Origin of the sequence: Acetoanaerobium noterae (assembly GCF_900168025.1) — a bacterium.
GTDB classification, from domain to species: domain Bacteria; phylum Bacillota; class Clostridia; order Peptostreptococcales; family Filifactoraceae; genus Acetoanaerobium; species Acetoanaerobium noterae.
On sequence record NZ_FUYN01000003.1, the window covers coordinates 208,551 to 226,245 of the forward strand.

Annotated in this window: 13 protein-coding genes; 2 read left to right on the forward strand and 11 right to left on the reverse strand. The window is 30.1% G+C overall.

The window, feature by feature from the left end:
• From B5X47_RS07220 to B5X47_RS07235, 4 genes are read right to left on the reverse strand one after another with little or no spacing between them, the layout of a single operon-like run.
• Nucleotides 1–705, reverse strand: coding sequence for an SDR family oxidoreductase (locus tag B5X47_RS07220; protein ID WP_079589501.1), 705 nt, complete (start codon nucleotides 703–705; stop codon nucleotides 1–3).
• A gap of 26 nt (nucleotides 706–731) precedes the next feature.
• Entirely contained in the window at nucleotides 732–4,238 is a 3,507-nt protein-coding gene (locus tag B5X47_RS07225) for an SbcC/MukB-like Walker B domain-containing protein (RefSeq protein ID WP_159446427.1), read from the reverse strand.
• The gene (locus tag B5X47_RS07230; RefSeq protein ID WP_079589503.1) at nucleotides 4,225–5,448 is read right to left on the reverse strand and encodes an exonuclease SbcCD subunit D; all 1,224 of its coding nucleotides are present in this window, start codon (nucleotides 5,446–5,448) and stop codon (nucleotides 4,225–4,227) included. Before B5X47_RS07230 ends, B5X47_RS07225 begins: the two co-directional genes overlap by 14 nt.
• Before the next feature lie 12 nt (nucleotides 5,449–5,460).
• Nucleotides 5,461–7,467 (reverse strand): sigma-54 interaction domain-containing protein, encoded by a 2,007-nt coding sequence (locus B5X47_RS07235; RefSeq protein ID WP_159446428.1) that lies wholly within the window; start codon nucleotides 7,465–7,467, stop codon nucleotides 5,461–5,463.
• Nucleotides 7,468–7,772: 305 nt separating this feature from the next.
• On the opposite strand from B5X47_RS07235, the gene B5X47_RS07240 reads away from it, so the two are divergent.
• Complete coding sequence (locus B5X47_RS07240) at nucleotides 7,773–9,197, forward strand: APC family permease (RefSeq protein ID WP_079589505.1); 1,425 nt, start codon at nucleotides 7,773–7,775, stop codon at nucleotides 9,195–9,197.
• A gap of 33 nt (nucleotides 9,198–9,230) precedes the next feature.
• Nucleotides 9,231–9,959 (forward strand): gamma-glutamyl-gamma-aminobutyrate hydrolase family protein, encoded by a 729-nt coding sequence (locus B5X47_RS07245; protein WP_013360962.1) that lies wholly within the window; start codon nucleotides 9,231–9,233, stop codon nucleotides 9,957–9,959.
• Between the two features lie 70 nt (nucleotides 9,960–10,029).
• Here the strand turns inward: B5X47_RS07245 and B5X47_RS07250 are convergent, their stop codons facing one another.
• The 7 genes from B5X47_RS07250 to B5X47_RS07280 form a co-directional block, all read right to left on the reverse strand.
• Nucleotides 10,030–10,590: a hypothetical protein gene (locus B5X47_RS07250; protein WP_079589506.1), complete on the reverse strand. Its 561-nt coding sequence runs from the start codon at nucleotides 10,588–10,590 to the stop codon at nucleotides 10,030–10,032.
• A 160-nt stretch (nucleotides 10,591–10,750) separates the two neighbouring features.
• Nucleotides 10,751–13,165 (reverse strand): DUF2357 domain-containing protein, encoded by a 2,415-nt coding sequence (locus B5X47_RS07255; RefSeq protein ID WP_079589507.1) that lies wholly within the window; start codon nucleotides 13,163–13,165, stop codon nucleotides 10,751–10,753.
• On the reverse strand, nucleotides 13,137–14,798 hold the full coding sequence (locus B5X47_RS07260) for an McrB family protein (protein ID WP_200805096.1): 1,662 nt from the start codon (nucleotides 14,796–14,798) through the stop codon (nucleotides 13,137–13,139). The genes B5X47_RS07255 and B5X47_RS07260 overlap by 29 nt, the downstream gene beginning before the upstream one ends.
• Nucleotides 14,799–14,911: 113 nt before the next feature.
• Nucleotides 14,912–15,244, reverse strand: coding sequence for a hypothetical protein (locus B5X47_RS07265; RefSeq protein ID WP_143215785.1), 333 nt, complete (start codon nucleotides 15,242–15,244; stop codon nucleotides 14,912–14,914).
• 19 nt (nucleotides 15,245–15,263) lie between these two features.
• Nucleotides 15,264–15,950, reverse strand: a complete 687-nt coding sequence (locus tag B5X47_RS07270; RefSeq protein ID WP_079589509.1) for a nuclease-related domain-containing protein — start codon at nucleotides 15,948–15,950, stop codon at nucleotides 15,264–15,266.
• A 287-nt stretch (nucleotides 15,951–16,237) separates the two neighbouring features.
• A complete protein-coding gene (locus B5X47_RS07275) occupies nucleotides 16,238–17,077 on the reverse strand; it encodes a nucleotidyl transferase AbiEii/AbiGii toxin family protein (protein WP_079589510.1) in 840 nt (279 codons plus the stop codon).
• Entirely contained in the window at nucleotides 17,074–17,667 is a 594-nt protein-coding gene (locus tag B5X47_RS07280; RefSeq protein ID WP_159446429.1) for a type IV toxin-antitoxin system AbiEi family antitoxin domain-containing protein, read from the reverse strand. Before B5X47_RS07280 ends, B5X47_RS07275 begins: the two co-directional genes overlap by 4 nt.
• Nucleotides 17,668–17,695: the final 28 nt, after the last annotated feature.

Here is a 17,695-nt window from a genome sequence, read left to right on the forward strand (position 1 = left end):
CTATAAACTGTATTTCCAGCCTTTGTCGTTATGATATATCATCATATGTGACATTCCGCCATCTATGGTAATATTTTCTCCAGTTATAAAACCTGCCTTGTCACTTAGCAAAAACATTATCATATTTGCTATATCCATGGAATTTCCTACTCTCCCTGCTGGGTGCTGCACATTATCCAGAACTGAATGCTCAGCATCTTGAGTTTCTATCCAGCCGGGACTTATAGAGTTTACTCTTACTTTTCCAGAAAGACTTACAGCAAGTGCATGAGTAAGAGCCGATATAGCCCCTTTTGCGGCAGAATAGGATTCTGTGTTAGCTTGGCTCATTATAGCTCTAGTAGATGAAATATTTATAATGCTTCCACCTTGATTAAAGCTATCCTTGAATAGCTTTGTAAGCATAAATGCAGAGCTTACTCCTACTTTTAGTGCATAGTTAAAATCTTCATAAGAGTAATCGTCTAGTCCTCCCATTGGTGGCGCTGCATTGTTGATTAAAAAGTCTATATTTCCATATTCAGCTTTTACTTTATCTGCAAAAGAAATCAAGGCTTTTTCATCAGCTATATCACCAACAAAATATTCATTATCCTTAATATCTATAATACAAACCTTGGCATTACTTTTTCTTAATTCATCACAGATGACTTTTCCTATACCACTTGCTCCTCCTGTTACTACTGCAACCTTATCTGTAAACATAAGCATCCTCCTTATTAATCCATATTTTAGTTATGCTCTATTTTTATAGTACTTCCACAGATGCCTGATTTTGCTGGAGTAACTATAAGCTTAACTGGAACTCTTTGCTTTACAGATTCCACATGAGAAATTAATCCTATCTTGAGCTTGTCATTGTGAATTTTTTCAAGTGAGCTCATCAGCACTTCAAGTAAATTATCATCTAGAGTCCCAAAGCCCTCATCTAGGAAAAATAATTCTAAAGGAGCTGTCCCTTTTAGCTGAATCTCTGCTGATAGAGAAAGTGCAAGTGCAAGAGATGCTAGGAAGGTCTCTCCACCAGAAAGAGTCGAGGTATCTCTTAGCACACCTCCATTTTTATTGTCTCTTATTAAGAAAATACCATCGTCATCAGTTTCTAAGCTATAGCCTCCCCCAGTGATATCAAGCAGTCTTTTCGAGGCTTCTCTTGAAACATATTTGAGTCTTTCTGTAGCTACGAACTCAACAAACCTATTTCCTTTAAATAGAGTTTCTAATTCCTTTAATATAGCTTGCTTTTTTTCAATCCTATTTTTCTTCTCCAAAATTTCTTTTATCGACTCAAGCTTAAGCTTTAGCTCATCTAATTTCTTGCTTTCCAAAATCAAGCTTTTGTTTAAATCAGAAAGAGCTATTTGCTTTTCTTTTGCTTCAATTTCAAGCATTTTAAATTCCTCTTCATCTACACCTCTGCTAGCAAGCTTAGAGTCTAGGGTCTGGATAATAGAGCTTAGATTAGACAGTTTATTTTCATAGGCTTTGATTTCTTTTTCAATAGCATCAAGCTCTATTTGATCTTTGAAATTCAACTTAACAGCTTCAATATCCCCAAAGCCTAGCTCAGCAAGTCTAATATGAAGATTCTTATCTATATCTTTAATTCTTAAATCAAGTCCGATAAGCTTTTGGTTTTCTTTGATGAATTCTTCGTTTAAAGAACTATATTCGTTTTCAGCTTCTGTTTTTAACTTGCTTTGCTCTTTGTAGTTTGATTGAACATCAGTTATTTTAGACTCTGTATCTTTTAAAAATCCTGCTACTGAATCTAGCTCACCCACCTTAGAGATTAAAGATGATTTTTGTTCATTGTAACTAGACTCCCAGCTGTCTTTTCTTGTAGATACAGTAGATAAATCGTTACTCGATAGATTTATTTCTTTTTCTATATCTTTTAATAAGTTCTCTGTCATACTGCAAAGCTTATTTTTTTCTGTTAAGTCTTTTTCATAGGCTTCTCTTTTGCTTTCCATCTCAATTATTTTCTTATATTCAAGCTCAAAATCCTCAACTTTTAAATCCTCTTTTAGCATTGATAGATTATCTTGACTTAATTTTAATGACTCAGAAAGCTCAGCCATATCTTTTTCTAAAATTTCTAATCTTCTACTACTCGCTTCAAGTTTTGATGTGATTGAAGCGTTTTTATTTTCATAGCTAGAAATTTCTTTTAAGCAAGCTTTTTCATTTATCTCTAGCTCTTGTTTCTTCTTTTCAAAATCTTTAATCCTAGTATCTAAAGCTTCATATTCTAATTTGATATCGCTAGGAGAAGCTGCAAGTAAGCTTTTATCTATGTCAGCTATTTCTGAGGTATCCTCTTCAATCTGCTTGCTTAATATAGCAAGCTCTGTATCTAGCTTATTAATTTTTTCATCATAATTTGTTACTAATTTTGTAGCTTCTTCTATCTTTGATTCATAAATTGCTAAATCATCAGAATAAGACTCTAGATTATTAGCTTCATCATGAAGATATGGATGCTCTACTGCCCCACAAACTGGACAGTTTTCCCCATGACTTAAACTTTTTCTTAGCTCTAGAGCTAGATTTTCTATTTTGGCCTTTTCTAGCTTTTTACTCTCTTCTTCTAAAATAAATTTTTGCTCAGCTCTTGCTTTATTTAGCTCCTGCACTTGATTTATTAGCAGATTAGCCTTATGATTTGCTTCCTCTATGCGTCGACTTTTTTCTTCATTTAATTTCCATGCCTGAGATACTAAATTAAATCTTTCATTTAGTTTGATTAAATCATCCCTGTTACCTAGAGGCATTTCATTTAATACAAGCATTTCTTTCTGAATAAGGAGGTCTTTGGCTTTTAATTCTTTTAGCTTAGAATTTATAGCTTCTACTTCCTTATTATCTGCTTCGCACTCTTTAGATATATTAGCTTTTTCTATTTCAAGCTTAGTCTTTCTCTCCGCTTCCTTAGTTATATCTTTGCTCAGCTGATATCCTGTCTCCACTTTAGACCTAAACAAAGCACTTACTTTTAGCTCAGCAATCACAGAAGTTATCTCTTCAATATCCTTTTTTAAACTCTCTAGCTCTTTGTGCTTATATTCTTTATCCATATTTAGTTTGTTTAGCTTTTTATTAAACTCTATTTCCTGAGCCTTGCACTCATCAATTTTTAGCTTTAGAGTATCTAACTCCTTTACTTTTTCTAACGCCTCTATATATTTCACTTTTCTTGCTAAAAGATTTGGAAGCTCGGTTTCATAGGCTTGTTTTGCCATATTATATTTAGCTTCAATCTCAGTTTTTTTCTCAGCGCAGTCTTTTCTTTTTAATTCAATTTCAAACAATTTGTTATTACTGCTTTCAAATTCTAATTTAGTTTTTTCAAAATCAGCTATCATATCCTTTAGCTGATTTGCATTTTTAAAAATTGATAAAGACCTAGCTTTATTTTCTATTTCAGGCTTTTTAGCTAGAGCTTCATCAAGCTGACTTACATAGGTTTTCTTTTCATTTTGTAGCTTAAATACTTCAGTTTGCTTATTAAGCTTTTCTAATATTAGCTCAGCTTCTCTACTTGCTCGCTTATATTCTTCTTTTTTTGATTTAACTAAAATCTCTTGGTTTTGTAAATCATCAGGCTCTACAGCGCCTATACCAGAAAGCTCTCCTTCTAGCCTAGTCAATTTACTTTTTTCTATATCCATACTATTACTTAGCTTTTTTCTCAGCTCATCCCCATATTCATACAGGTTAAAAAGCCTTTCTAGCATATTCCTTCTATCTGCTCCATCTAGCTTTAGAAACTCGCTAAATTTACCTTGAGGAAGAACCACAGTTCTTAGAAAATCATCTTTTTTTAGGCCTATTATAGCCTCGCATTTTTTCGTTATTGCTGTTACACTTTCTTCTAAAATCTCAGGCTCATCGTAGGTTACATCTACTAGCTTACACTTATCACTTCTAAGACTTCCTGATTTTTTATCTCTTCTAAACTCTCTGCTGACTCTATATTTTCTATTTTCTGCCCCCGAAATTTGAAACTCAAATTCCACATAGGCTCTATCGCTATTTAGATTGATAAAATTTACTTTACCCCTTGGAATATCTCCATATAAAGCTAGGCAAATTCCATCTAGTATAGTTGATTTTCCACTTCCTGTAGGACCAAAAATACCAAAAAAACCATTTTGAGTAAGCTTCAAAAAATCTATATGTTGCTCTTCTTCAAAGCTATTTAGCCCTTTGATAGATAAACTAATTGGCTTCATTGTCATAGTCCTCCCCGTAGTAAAGTTTATATATCGTCTCCTTGGTTTCCTCTGATGGCTCTACTTTATTTTGTTTTATATAAAATGCTTGAAATAGCTCTTCAAACGACTGGGTTCTATGGTCATTTATCATTTCTTCTCTTTTTATATCTTCAGATGTAATAGGTCTGATGCTTAGAATATCTTTTTTAAGTAGCTTTAATTCCTTTATCTGATCTTCCCTGATATATTCATCCGTTTTGATTTCTAAATAAACCCAACTAGATTCATCCTTTTTCGCTTCACACATTTCAAGAGCCTCTGCGTAATTTTCACATTTCCACACCTCTATAGGCTTGTATACAGGTAGAGCAATTCTCTCAATTACAGCATCTCTACCTGCCACTACATCAATTCGCTCCACACTTTTAGTAAAATTAATCTCAGTCTTGTTATAGTGGATAGGCGAACCAGAATATCTCGCCTTGCCACCAGTTCCATGAACTATCTGAGGCTTATGAACATGACCTAGTGCAATGTATTGAGCTTTCTTCGGGAAGATACTGCTATTTATAAGGTAGCTCCCTCCTAGCTGAATACTTCTCTCTGAGCCACTTTCCTCACTTCCCATAACAAAAATATGAGACACAAGCAGATTTATAGTATTATCTCTATAATGCTTTTCAAGTTCAGTGAATAACTGTATCATCCTAGCTTCATAGCTTTCTAGCTTTTCTTCATCCTCATCTGTTCCTAGATAAAGAACTTCATTGAGTCTTTTCTCGCTAGGAAAAGCAATAGCAGCTATTACAGCTTTTTCCTCTCCTATCATAACTTCAACTATTCCAGGCTCAGACTTTATCACTTCATGTCTCCCATAAGTGCCTATAGGTACTGTTGATTTTGGAGTTCCTAGCATGATAATTCCATGTGGCTGGGCTAGCGGCCATGCCGCTACTAATCTATCTGGGCTATCGTGATTGCCAGCTATAACGAGTATCAATCTTTCCCCATCTTTAGATAATCTCTTAAGAGTATTATAAAAAAGAACCTCTGCTTTTGCTGATGGAGTAAAGCTATCATAAACGTCTCCAGCTATAATAACTAAATCAGCTCTATTATCCTCTACAATTGTAATAAAATCCTCTAAAAATTCAGCTTGCTCTTCCAATCTGCTCATGCCCTCTAGATTTTTTCCTAGATGCCAATCTCCAGTGTGAATTATCCTCATGATTACCTCCTGCTATAGTCGTTTACTTAATTCTTCCAAGCCTTTTTGTGTTATATATGTTCCTGCTCTGCCTTTTCCCGAATCTACAAAGCCTTGATTTTTTAAAAAGGTAAGTATTTTTTTTAGTTCAGCTTCTTTTATTGGTACATTTTCCTTTTCAGCCAAACGTATGAGCATATTTCTTCCTATAGACCCATGATTATTTATCGTCTCAAGAATAAATCTAGCTTTATCTACTTTACTATTTGACTGAGTACTATATATGCATTCTAGCTTAACTGACTGATTTTGCTTGTTTATTATATACTCTGGCAAGTCCTTATACTTAATTATATCATTACTGGAAATTGCTTTAGCATAATTTAAAATATTTATTAGCTCTCTTATATTTCCTCTATAATCATGATTTAGCAAAGTACCCTTTACACTATTATCTATTTTATATTCATTTCCTAAAAAATTTTCAGCTATTAATACAATGTCACTTTTTCTATCTCTAAGAGGTGGTAGATTAATCTGGCAAGTGTTGATTCTATAATACAAATCTGTTCTGAATTTATCCTCTAGTGAAAGCACTTCCAGATTTTTATTCGTAGCAACTATAAATCTTATATCTATATCCATAATACTAGACGATCCTAGAGCCATAATTTGTTTTTCTTGTAGTACTCTTAGTAGCTTTGTTTGAAGATGAATCGACATATCGCCTATCTCATCCAGAAAAACAGTCCCATGGTTAGCTTGAGCTAGCAAGCCTTTTTTTCCGCCTTTTAACGCTCCAGTAAAAGCTCCTTCTTCGTATCCAAACAATTCACTTTCAAGTAAATTCTCTGGCATAGCTGCCGAATTTATAGCAATAAAAGGCTGATTCTTTCTGTTTGACTCATTGTGAATAGATTGTGCCAGCATTTCTTTTCCTGTACCACTTTCCCCTATTAATAGTACAGTTAAATCCGTCTTTGCTATTTTTTTGCAAACCTCAATAGTTTTCTCCATCGAGTCAGATTTTGCGATTATATCATCAAAAGTATAATTAGCAACATGTCCTAGATTTCTAAGCTTACTCGATAAACTTTGCTCTAGCTGCTTTATATAAGTTAATTCTTGAAAAATATAATAATATCCATATGTAGAATTTAAATACGTCAGTGGCTTTTTGTTTATATTAAACACCTTTTTATCATTTTCAAATAAAGTATTATCTAAAACATCATCAGTTTGAAGCTTACTAATCCATTTTTGAGGGAGTAATTGCTTCATATTCCTATCACTAATTTCTTCAATATTAAATAACTCACAAAATTTTCTATTTGCATGTCTTATTTCTCCATTTTTATTTGTAATCAAAATACCATCGTTTGCTAATTCAAATAGAGTAGATAGCTCTTGTTTTTTTACAAATATTTCTCTGACCTTTTCTTTCATTCCTGAATATAAGCTTACGATTAATTCCAAATATTTCTTTAGTTCTATTATTATTTCATCATGATTTAGTGATAATTTTGAAATAATGACAAAAAAAGTTGATATATCTATATATCTATTACCTATATCAATAACTTCATCCAAATAGTATGGTACATGTCTTTTCTCTCCTGGTGTAATTGCAAGCTGCATGTTTTTATATTTTCCTTCTTTTTCATAAGGAATTAAATTAATGTGTGTAATCCCTAACTCAATTAATAGTTCAACTGTCTCTTTTGTAGTTTCATCATCGTCATTAACTACCAAAACATCAATCCCTGCAGGAATATTTAGCAATTCATGGTAAGCTGATAACATAATAGTCCTCTCAATAACAATTACATTATCCTTGCTCTTTATATGCTTTGATATATCTTTGAGCTTTTTATCAATCATTATAAGTATTAAATCATCCTCTATTACAAAATCATCCTTCAAGCTTTTAATATAATAGTTATTAATCTGTACATGATTTTTCAATACCATTTCAAGATTTTCTTTTAGGAACTTTCCTAACTCGCTGACTCCGTCAGTTACTATCCCAATACTTTTCATAATTCCCTCCATAGATAAACTTTGCTCATAATTTTATATTCTTTATAAATAGAATTATATAGGATAAATAGTATATTATGTTGTATTAATCCTATTTAATCCTATTATTTTTTCTTTTATATTATTCTTTTACTGTAGTATTATAATCGTAAATCAATATTCACTTTTAAAGAATACCTATATTTCAACGCTTATAAATTATTTTTATATAATATAATTATTATTTTAACAATTTGGCATCAATAATGCTTAATAGAACAATAAATTCTGAACTTTATAAATAATCACAAAAGGAGATGATTGACATGAACAAAAAATTTGGTTTTTGGTCTATAGTGTTATTGACCATCAACGGCATTATTGGTACAGGTATTTTCTTATCACCCGCAGGAGTTGTAAAAGTTGCAGGAACTTATACTCCTCTAGTTTATATTTTAGCTGGATTATTCGCTATTATATTAGCAATTACATTTGCTTCAGCCGCTAAGTATATTTCTAAAAATGGCTCTGGTTATGCATATTCAAAAGCAGCCTTTGGAAATGAAGTCGGTTACTATGTGGGTATCACTAGATTCGCAGCTGGCTCAATTGCTTGGGGTGTAATGGCGACTGCTGTAGTACGTACTACACTTGGAATCTTTGGTGGACCAGATGCCCAAACGCAAGGCAATATAACTCTTGGATTTTTAATACTTATGGGAATACTTTTAGCAATTGTATTTTCTGGATCTTACATAACAAAAATAGCCAGCAATATTTCTACTATAGGAAAAATAACTGCTTTATTAGTTGCAGTATTTGCTGGACTTGCAATATTTTTAAAAACTGGACAAAACAATTTTATGTCTATTAATCAAGCAGTGGATACTGCAGGTGAGCTTATCGTAAAACCAATGGATGCTTCAATCTTTGTAGGTGCAATTTTAGCTGCTTTTTATGCCTATACAGGCTTTGAATCAGTTGCATCTGCTGCTTCTGAAATGGAAGAACCAGAAAAAAATCTTCCAAAAGCAATTCCTTTAGCTATAGGAATAGTTGCTCTAATCTATGTAAGTGTAGTGAGTATAGCTATGATAATAAATCCTGAAGGCATACTAAATTCAACTGAACCTGTAATTTTAGCTTCTGCTTTTGTAAACCCACTCATCAAAAACATAATTATCTACGGAGCAGTTATATCTATGTTTGGTATCAATATAGCTGCAGCTTTCAGTACTCCAAGAATTTTTGAAGCTATGGCTGATGAGGGACAGCTACCTATGTTTCTTTCTAAAAAAACTAAGCAAGGAGTTCCCCTATTCGCTTTCCTAGTTACAGCATCAATGGCCATCGCAGTTCCTATGGCTTTCCAGTACAATATGCGTGGAATCATGATAATAAGCTCAGTATCTAGATTTATTCAATTTTTAGTAGTTCCTATGGCTGTAATAATGTTCTACTATGATAAAAATAAAGAACCAAAGATAGAAACAGCACAAAAAATGTTCTTTACAGATGTTGTAATTCCTATAATAGCTTTTGTAACATCAGCATTCTTACTTTACAAATTCTCATGGGCAGAGCAGTTTTCAATGGTAAACGATAACGGAGAAACTGTAACAAATACCTATGCTATATGGGCTATGATTATAGGATATGTAATCCTACCTATAGGAGTATACATTCCTTACAAAATGGGACTATACAAAGAAAAGAAGGTAGTTTCTAGCAGTAATAGAAGCGTTTCATAAAAGACTAAATTAATTTAAGCGAGGAGAAAAATTATGAGCAAACCTATTGTTGGTATATTTACAAATATAGAAATGGATAAAAATTATTTATTCCCAGGCTATCCACGCATAACTATAAATCAAGATTACTCTAGGTCAATAGAAGAAGCTGGTGGAGTTCCAATATTAATCCCTACTAGTCAATATTTTGAGAACTTAGAAAGACAAATCTCTATGTGTGATGGCTTACTATTTAGTGGAGGTCAAGACCTAAACCCAATTCTATATAATGAACAGCCCTGTGATAAGCTAGGAGACTTATCTCCTATGAGAGATAGCTTTGAATTCATGGCTTATGAAATAGCAAATAAACTTCAAAAATCTATATTTGGTATCTGTCGTGGAAGTCAGCTTACTAATGTTTTTCATGGAGGAAGTCTATATCAAGATAACAGCTTCCAAGGTACAGACCTAAAGCATATGAACTATGCTAACCCTGATATGCCAGTTCACGATATCATAATAAACGAAGATTCATTCTTATTTAAAGCAACAGGAAAATCTAAAATTTCAATCAATAGCTTCCATCATCAAGCTATCAAAAACTTGGCACCAGGATTTAAAATATCAGCAAGTGCCCCAGATGGAATAATTGAAGCAATCGAAAAAGAAGATGATAGTCAGTTTATCGCCGCTGTTCAGTGGCATCCAGAAATGATGAGCAGAACTAACGAAGATTCTCAAAAAATATTCAAATATTTTATAGACAAACTTAAAAAATAAGTTCAAAATATTTCTACAAAAAAAAGCTATAATCTCTTCTGTTCTATATGAGATTATAGCTTTTTTTATTCTAAAGCTTCACTTCAGAAAGCTCTTGCAAATATTTTTCATCTGTATACTCAGTTTTTAGTTTTCCAAGTAGCTCCCTTGCAGTATCTAGCTCTTTTTTAGCCTTTAGATAATATACCTGATTTAATTTTATATGTTTGCCTAGTAATGAGTGGTTCTGATATAAATCAAACTCTTTTTTATTATCCTCTACTATCTTTATAGCTTCCTTTGTCTCAGCTAATTTAAAATGATAGTATGCAAGATTGCTAAAATACACAACTCTGTTTATTCCTCTTAATCCTTTTTCTGGAATATTCTTTAGTGCTTCCTTTGCTTTTCTGTAGCTTTTCTTCACTGCATGTCCAGCAGAAATATTGATATAAATCAGTGACTTGTTATATAGATTCTTAGTAGTTTCAAGTAGTTTTGTATTTTCCTCTATATACTTGTCAGGATTATTTTCTGTTATTAGTATAGCCTGCAAAGAGTTAAGCTTCTTTTGGAATGCTTTTTGGGAGAGCCAGTTTATAAATAGTATTAAAAATATTGCCAAGATGATTATTTGTATAATGTAGTTCAAGGTGGTTCCTCCTGTCTGTTTATATGTTTTTGGATTTATCTTTAAACTTAAATTTCTTGCATATGTCTTTTTATATTAGACAATAATTAACTTTATTCTTTTTACTACCGATAAATTTATTTAACTTTTCAATTTTCAGTTATAAAATTTTAATTCTCGATTATCTACAAATATAATCATTAGATCTAAAAATTCTATTTAATAATTCTTCTTCCAAATTGTTCCATGAAACTAATGTTTCATCTATAGCTAAAAACTTTCTATTTTTAATTTCTATCTTTGTAGTATTGATTAAAAAATGGTCTGATCTCCTTATAAGTTTAATATTTTTACTAAAACTTATTCTTTTTAATATCTTATAAAGTTCTATCTCTAGTCTGTTTTTAAAATGGAGTTCATGAAGTGTCTCTGCATTCTTTAATAAATACATTGTGGTATACGTTATTAGTTCTACTCCATATTCTACTGTCTGAATAGGTCCAACCTTTTCAAAATCTTCTAACTCAAATCTTAAATATTCTTTTTCTGGATTCCCTTTAATTACTGGCAGTTCCTTGCATTCATTTCTTTTATATTTTCTAACATCTCTTATTTTAGCAAAATAATAAATACCAGCATCTTCTTTAAAAATATTTTTAGGTTGATAAAAAGCGATGTATTGTACACCTAATCTTACATTCGATAATTTAACTAACGGGATATGGAAAAAATGATTTTTTAAATATGAAGCAAGATGTTCTTTTGTCGGTACATTTACGACCATAACATTTGAATGTTTGAATTTAAGATTATCGTCATCCTCTTCATAAGTAGGAAGATTCGCTATTGACTCTATATATGACTCGTTAACAATCTTATTTATATGATTTTCAATCAAGGATGTAGACCCTGGCAACATAGGAAAAGCTCCTATATTAACTTTTTCAATACTTTTAAAATATTTATGCTTTTTGAATGATACTTCATCGCTATATGGAAACATAACATATGCACCAAATGTGTTATATTTAAATTGTAATTTTTCATCCAATTCACTTACTATTGCATCTCTATATCTATGCATCACATTTATATCTTCTTCCATGGGTCCCACAATGTTTTCTGAATCTATTTTTAACCTATACTTTGCATCAAATATATATATCCTATCATTTTTGTCTAAGTTTCTTAAGCAAAGTACAGTGTCTGGTCTCTGACTTGTTGTTGGTAGATAAGAATAGGTTCTGTTGTACCATAATTCTATATTTTTACCTGTAGAATTTGAATATGTAATTTTAGATGTTTTATTTGTTGTCAATGATAATGATATTCCATTGTCTGTAGTTTCTATAATTCCATTATGAACTGTGCTGAAACCCAATCTATTCAAAATGTTGTGTATTTTCAAGTAACACCATATTTCATAAAGATTCCAGATTTTTTTGGGTGTTATTTTATATAAACCTTCAGTAATATCAAGCCCTTTTTTTAACATCATAAAATTAAAAAATATTTCTCTATATCCTTGAGTCATCTTAAAAGATAGTGTTATGTTTTGTTTTACATTTACATCTGATATTTTACTAAAGAAGCCTTGTAGATGCTTATTTAAGTTGTTTTCTAATTTATTTAAAGCTTCATAATAATAGTTGTCAATTTTATAAATTAAACTAATATTCTGCTTAACACTTCTAATTCTATGAATAATCATTTTTATAATGTGCTTTACATACTGATTTTCATAAATATCATAGGTTATATCACTTTTCTTTTCAATAACCTTTAGAGGTAAATACTTATTGTGATTAATATTAATAATTCCTTTTTCATGAGGATACAACAAATGACTTTTCTTTCTTATATAATTTACTGTTGCTCTGGATATTACTTTTGATTTATTAGCTTGATGTATATTTTCACTTCTTACAATATCATGTTTTGGATGATTTTCTATGTATTCAAGTGCTTTATTGAAATTGTTATAAATCTGAATTAAAATCTCAGTAAATTCTACGCCTGTTTGATTGTTTACATCAACTAGATTAGCCCTTTGAAACGTTTTTCCTAAAAAATCGAACACTAATGAAGAAATTTCTTCATTTACTTCACTCAAAATTTCTTTATAATCTTTGACATAATCTAATTTTGAAGGAAAAATCTCTATAGTTAATTTCATTAATTCATTATCATTTGACAACACTTTAAAAGTCGTATAACCTATCTCTCCATTAAATACTATATTTCCATACAGATTATTTCCTACTTCAATGAATGACTCTCTTATTTCTTTATCTATATGGTAGATTCTAAATGAATCATTTGTTTTGGGTTCAAGTATAATTTGATAGTTTGAATCCTCAAAAAAACTGGGTCTCATGCTATTGAAACTATTTTCCTCAAGTTCTCCCAATACATTGATAGTTTTTACAATTTGAGCATATGGATATTCAATAAATAAATACCCTTTGATATTATTGTTAGTATTTATAATATCAAATTTTCTATTTCTAGTTTTACCTACAAAGTAAAGTTTAAACATACTATTTTCTATCAATAATAATGTTTCATTAGAACCAAAATGTTGCAAAGCCGTCATATTTATAACCCCTTAACATCTCAATTATTTTTGATGCACTCTTTTTATATATAGCATTATCTAAATTTTTAAATGCATCCTCAAGGTAGTCCACTTCCGATACAACAACTTTATTACCTATACAAATATTAAATAAATCTACTAATATATCCTTAACTATAACTTGACTCCCATTAATTAATGGAAGAATTTTTTGAGATAATTGATAATCAAAGGCTACATTTTCATCTAATAATGATAATTTCTTATTTTCAACCATATAATATAGTATTTCTTCTCTAACTCTATACCCAAAATGTCTTTTACCTTTTTTTAATATCTCATTAATTTCTGCAATCCTATTATTAACTGTTATTGAATATTCTCTATATTCTTCTTCTATTTCCTGTGGAGAAAGATAAGTCGATTTTATAAAATCATTATGTATAACTATATCTCCTTTATCTTCTAAATACTCATTTTCTAAAAAAAGTTTATTTAAATTAACATCATTAAATTCTAAAGTATTAGCTCTGTCTAATACTTTTCTGCTAAATCCAAAAGTCGTATCGTCCATATTTACCGTTCCAACAATATATAGATTTTCTGGAATATAAATTTTATTTTCTATTCTAGATGGATTTTCTCCATTATTTATAGAATCACTTACAATAAAATTCCCATGCCTTCTTCTACTTTCTATCAAACTCAAATATTCACTAAAATAGTATTCTACTCTTGCTAGATTCATTTCATCTAAACATATAAAATATGGTAAATTTATATTTTTCAAAGCATCTTCTATAGCTTCAGTAAGAACTCCTTTTATGAATTTATCAGTTATATTCTTATATCCAAACAAATCAGCGCTATCATTCCAATCAGGTTTAACAGAAATCATACGAAATCTTTCATTTGTAGTGTTGGCACCTAATGCTTCTGCAAAAAGCCTAGTAAGTCTTGATTTACCAGTACCACTAATTCCTGCTAAAATTACAAATGGTTTTGTCTTTAAAGATAGATAAAAATTGCATAAATCGTTAAATTCATAAATGAATCCCACTGAATTTATATATTGGCTCACACCATTCAGGTATTCTTTTATTTCATGAGGTTTTAAATTTTCCCATTGTTTGTTTGAAACAAGTTCTTTTGATTTTTCATTTTTATAAAAAGATTGATTATCATCAATTAATGAAATATATAACGGATTCGTTTGATTACCTACCGCAACGCTTCCTCCTTCTGTCCCATATCTTTCAAATTTATTAATTATGTCTGAATCTATTAATGTTATATCTTCAAGAAGAACTCCAGATACACATCTATCTAAATCTTTATGATAATATTCAGGAACTAAATATATTTTATCTGAAACTTCCTCTTTTGATAAAATATCAGCAATCTTCCCTTTAGCTCTAACTTTACCTCCTGTTACAAAAAATGCCCATGTTTCAATATTGTTTGAAATTTGATCTTTTATTTTAATTACTTTATCCTTAGCAACTCCTGGACTATTTTCACTAGGTTTTATTATTCCCCATACAACCTTCCCTTTAGTTTCGATTATTGATCTATGCTTGTTAATAGTATCCACTGCATATACATTATTATTATATTTTAGTATTATGTGCATAACCTGATTGTTATTCATAATTTCCCCTTTTAAATATTATTATTTTGTATACATTTGTATAAAAAGACTTATACATGAATATTATCTCATATATAAGACTTTGGTTGTAGGTGTATATTCAATTATTCTGCTCATATTATTCTCATATATACTAATATAACCAAGAAAAATGCTGATAATATAAAATTCGACACTGCCCATATCAATCCTCTAAAAAATTGCTGTTTATATGTATACGCTGTCTTTTGAACAAACATAGCAGAAATAAAAGCAACTATTAGAATTATGCATCCATACCATGGAATTCTAAAAATTATAAATGCTGCCAATAAGTTAATAGCTAACATGATAACCATAGGATAAAAGTATTCATCTTCTCTTACTTTTCTCAAGTAATCTTCATAGCTCATTTCATAATTATAAACTTTGATGGTTAGATTTATTATATCCAAAAATGGCTTCATAAATATTCCTGCTTCCATCTTATTTTTTATTAAAAGCTTTTGATATATTTTCAATATGAGTAAGTTTCAGTTCATCTGTGACCGCTGATAGTTGTAATAGTTTCCTAAAGTATATCTCATCTATTTTTTCTCTGGTTAATATCTGTGTTGAGTTTGAAATATCTTTGTTGATAGTACTAATTAAATTTTGTCTTTTTATAACTTTTACATCAGCAGGTTCTATAATTATTTTTTTAAGCTCGCATCTCTCACTAAAAATGATATATGACTTAAATGAAGTTCTTGGAACTTCTGGTAAAAAATTTGCTAATGCTCTGATATGAGCACTATTTTGCCATATAGGATTAAAAAAATAGTTTTTATTATTACCTTTTAAAGTCTGAGTCCATGATTTATTTTTCTCATCTCCAAATATCCAGCCACTATAGTTTTTAGACTCAAAAACATAGATTCCAGTTTCATGAAGCATTACCAAATCTATTTCAGTAGTTTTTCCATCTTCTTTTTTTACATATATATTTGTTACTATTTTTTTATATCCTGGTAATTTCTCCAAGTAAGAAAAATTCAGATACTCACCATAGTTGCCTTTATTAAAAATTGTTTTTGCAAAGCTGTTCCTACTTCTTATACTGTATTCTGATTTACTAAATTTTATGTATTTAATTAAGAAAAATCCTACAATCAAAAAAAATATAAGTTCCATAGTAAGCTCCCCTATCTCTTTCTCAATTTTTTGAAAAAATTATTAATAACTATAATAAAGGTGTCGAATTGCACACGGTTAGAATTTGGATTATAAATTTATGTATGTTTATACTAAAAATGCATAAAAAAGTCTTATTATATGATTATTATCTCATAAATAAGACTTTGGTTGTAGGTGTATATCAATTATTATTCTCAAATTATATAATATAATTTATTCTTAATGTTGTTCACAAATATACTTATATCACTCTTAATTTAAGTAAATTTGTAAAGAATGATAATTTATATATTTTCTCGTGTTTGAAATAAATTATTCAACACATCAATAATATTTTCATAAGATATATTAACAGCATACTTATAGTTTTTAGTATATTTAATCCATCTTTCTTTCAATGTTTCACTTTCACTTAATTCATAAATTCGCCTACTTATATTACTAAGAATATGTATTGATGCTCTGTGCTCTGATGTTCTTTTAAGTGCTTCATAAAATAACACTCTATCATACGGCTGAGTTTTAGCTAAAATATATACATCATAAAAATCTCTAGGGCGTGTATTTAACTGACCTCTTCTTAATATAGTTTCTACTTTTTCCGCTAAAATCGTCTCAATATTGTATGCCCATACTTCAATACTCTTATTATCAAACATCATTTTGAATAGATAATGTATTTCTTTTGGTGTAATTACATCACCTGATGTAATATCGATATGAATAGGCGTAATAATGCTGTCATATTTTGAAATAATTCCTACTCTATATCCACCATAGTCATCATCATCTCTAATAGCTTCTATTCTAGAGAATGTAAAGGTTACATCATCATCAATATAAATATTGCAGATTTCAGAGATTGCTTTAGTTATTGATTCTATATTTATTGGGTAGTTCTTTATGGTAGCATCAATATCCATAGTTGCCCTATTGTCGATTCCTACAATCGCTGCAATCAAAATTCCTCCTTTAAGTATAAATTTATCCTTATATATAGATTTCGATAATCTTTCTAGAAAACGCTCAAACATATAATTTTGTAGGAATACTTGAGCCGATATGCCTTTCTCTTTAGAGAGATTTTTTATTTTTGCTTTCAAGCTCATTGCTTTACTGCTCATATCAGCACCTCCAAATAATTTTTTAGTATTTTCTCTACTTTTAACATTTTTGCATATTCCATAAGTAATGAGTAATCAGTAGTTTTTAATTTTACAAATCGTTTAAATGAATCATTAATTATTTGTATATCTATACGATTTCTACTTCTAATTAAATCACACATAGTTCTTTCAATATTGTATACACTAATTGAGTTTCCAAATGAACTAATAGCTGAAATAATCCCCATTTGATGTAAATCGTTTTTTATATAGTAAATTTTGCATTTGTCTGCCACGTTTGGAACAACTTTATAACCACTTGGAAAAGACACTGAATATTCAAATGGCGTCCTATCAGTTAATCCATGAATATATAGTGCCGTCTCATGTGAGTAAATAATTTTTGAATACTTTGTTTGTAGAGAATACATTTCATCTTCTATAGAATCAATAGACACATAAACTCCTCTATCTGCCTTTTCAAGTTTCCCTTCAGCAACCATTTTTTGAAGATAAATTCGTGGTATCTTGTTTTCATCAATATCAGCACTCAATATAGTTCCATTGTGTTTTTCTAATAGTTTTTCAAGTTTATTTTGGTAGTTCATGTACATCACCCGTTTTACTAATTTACTT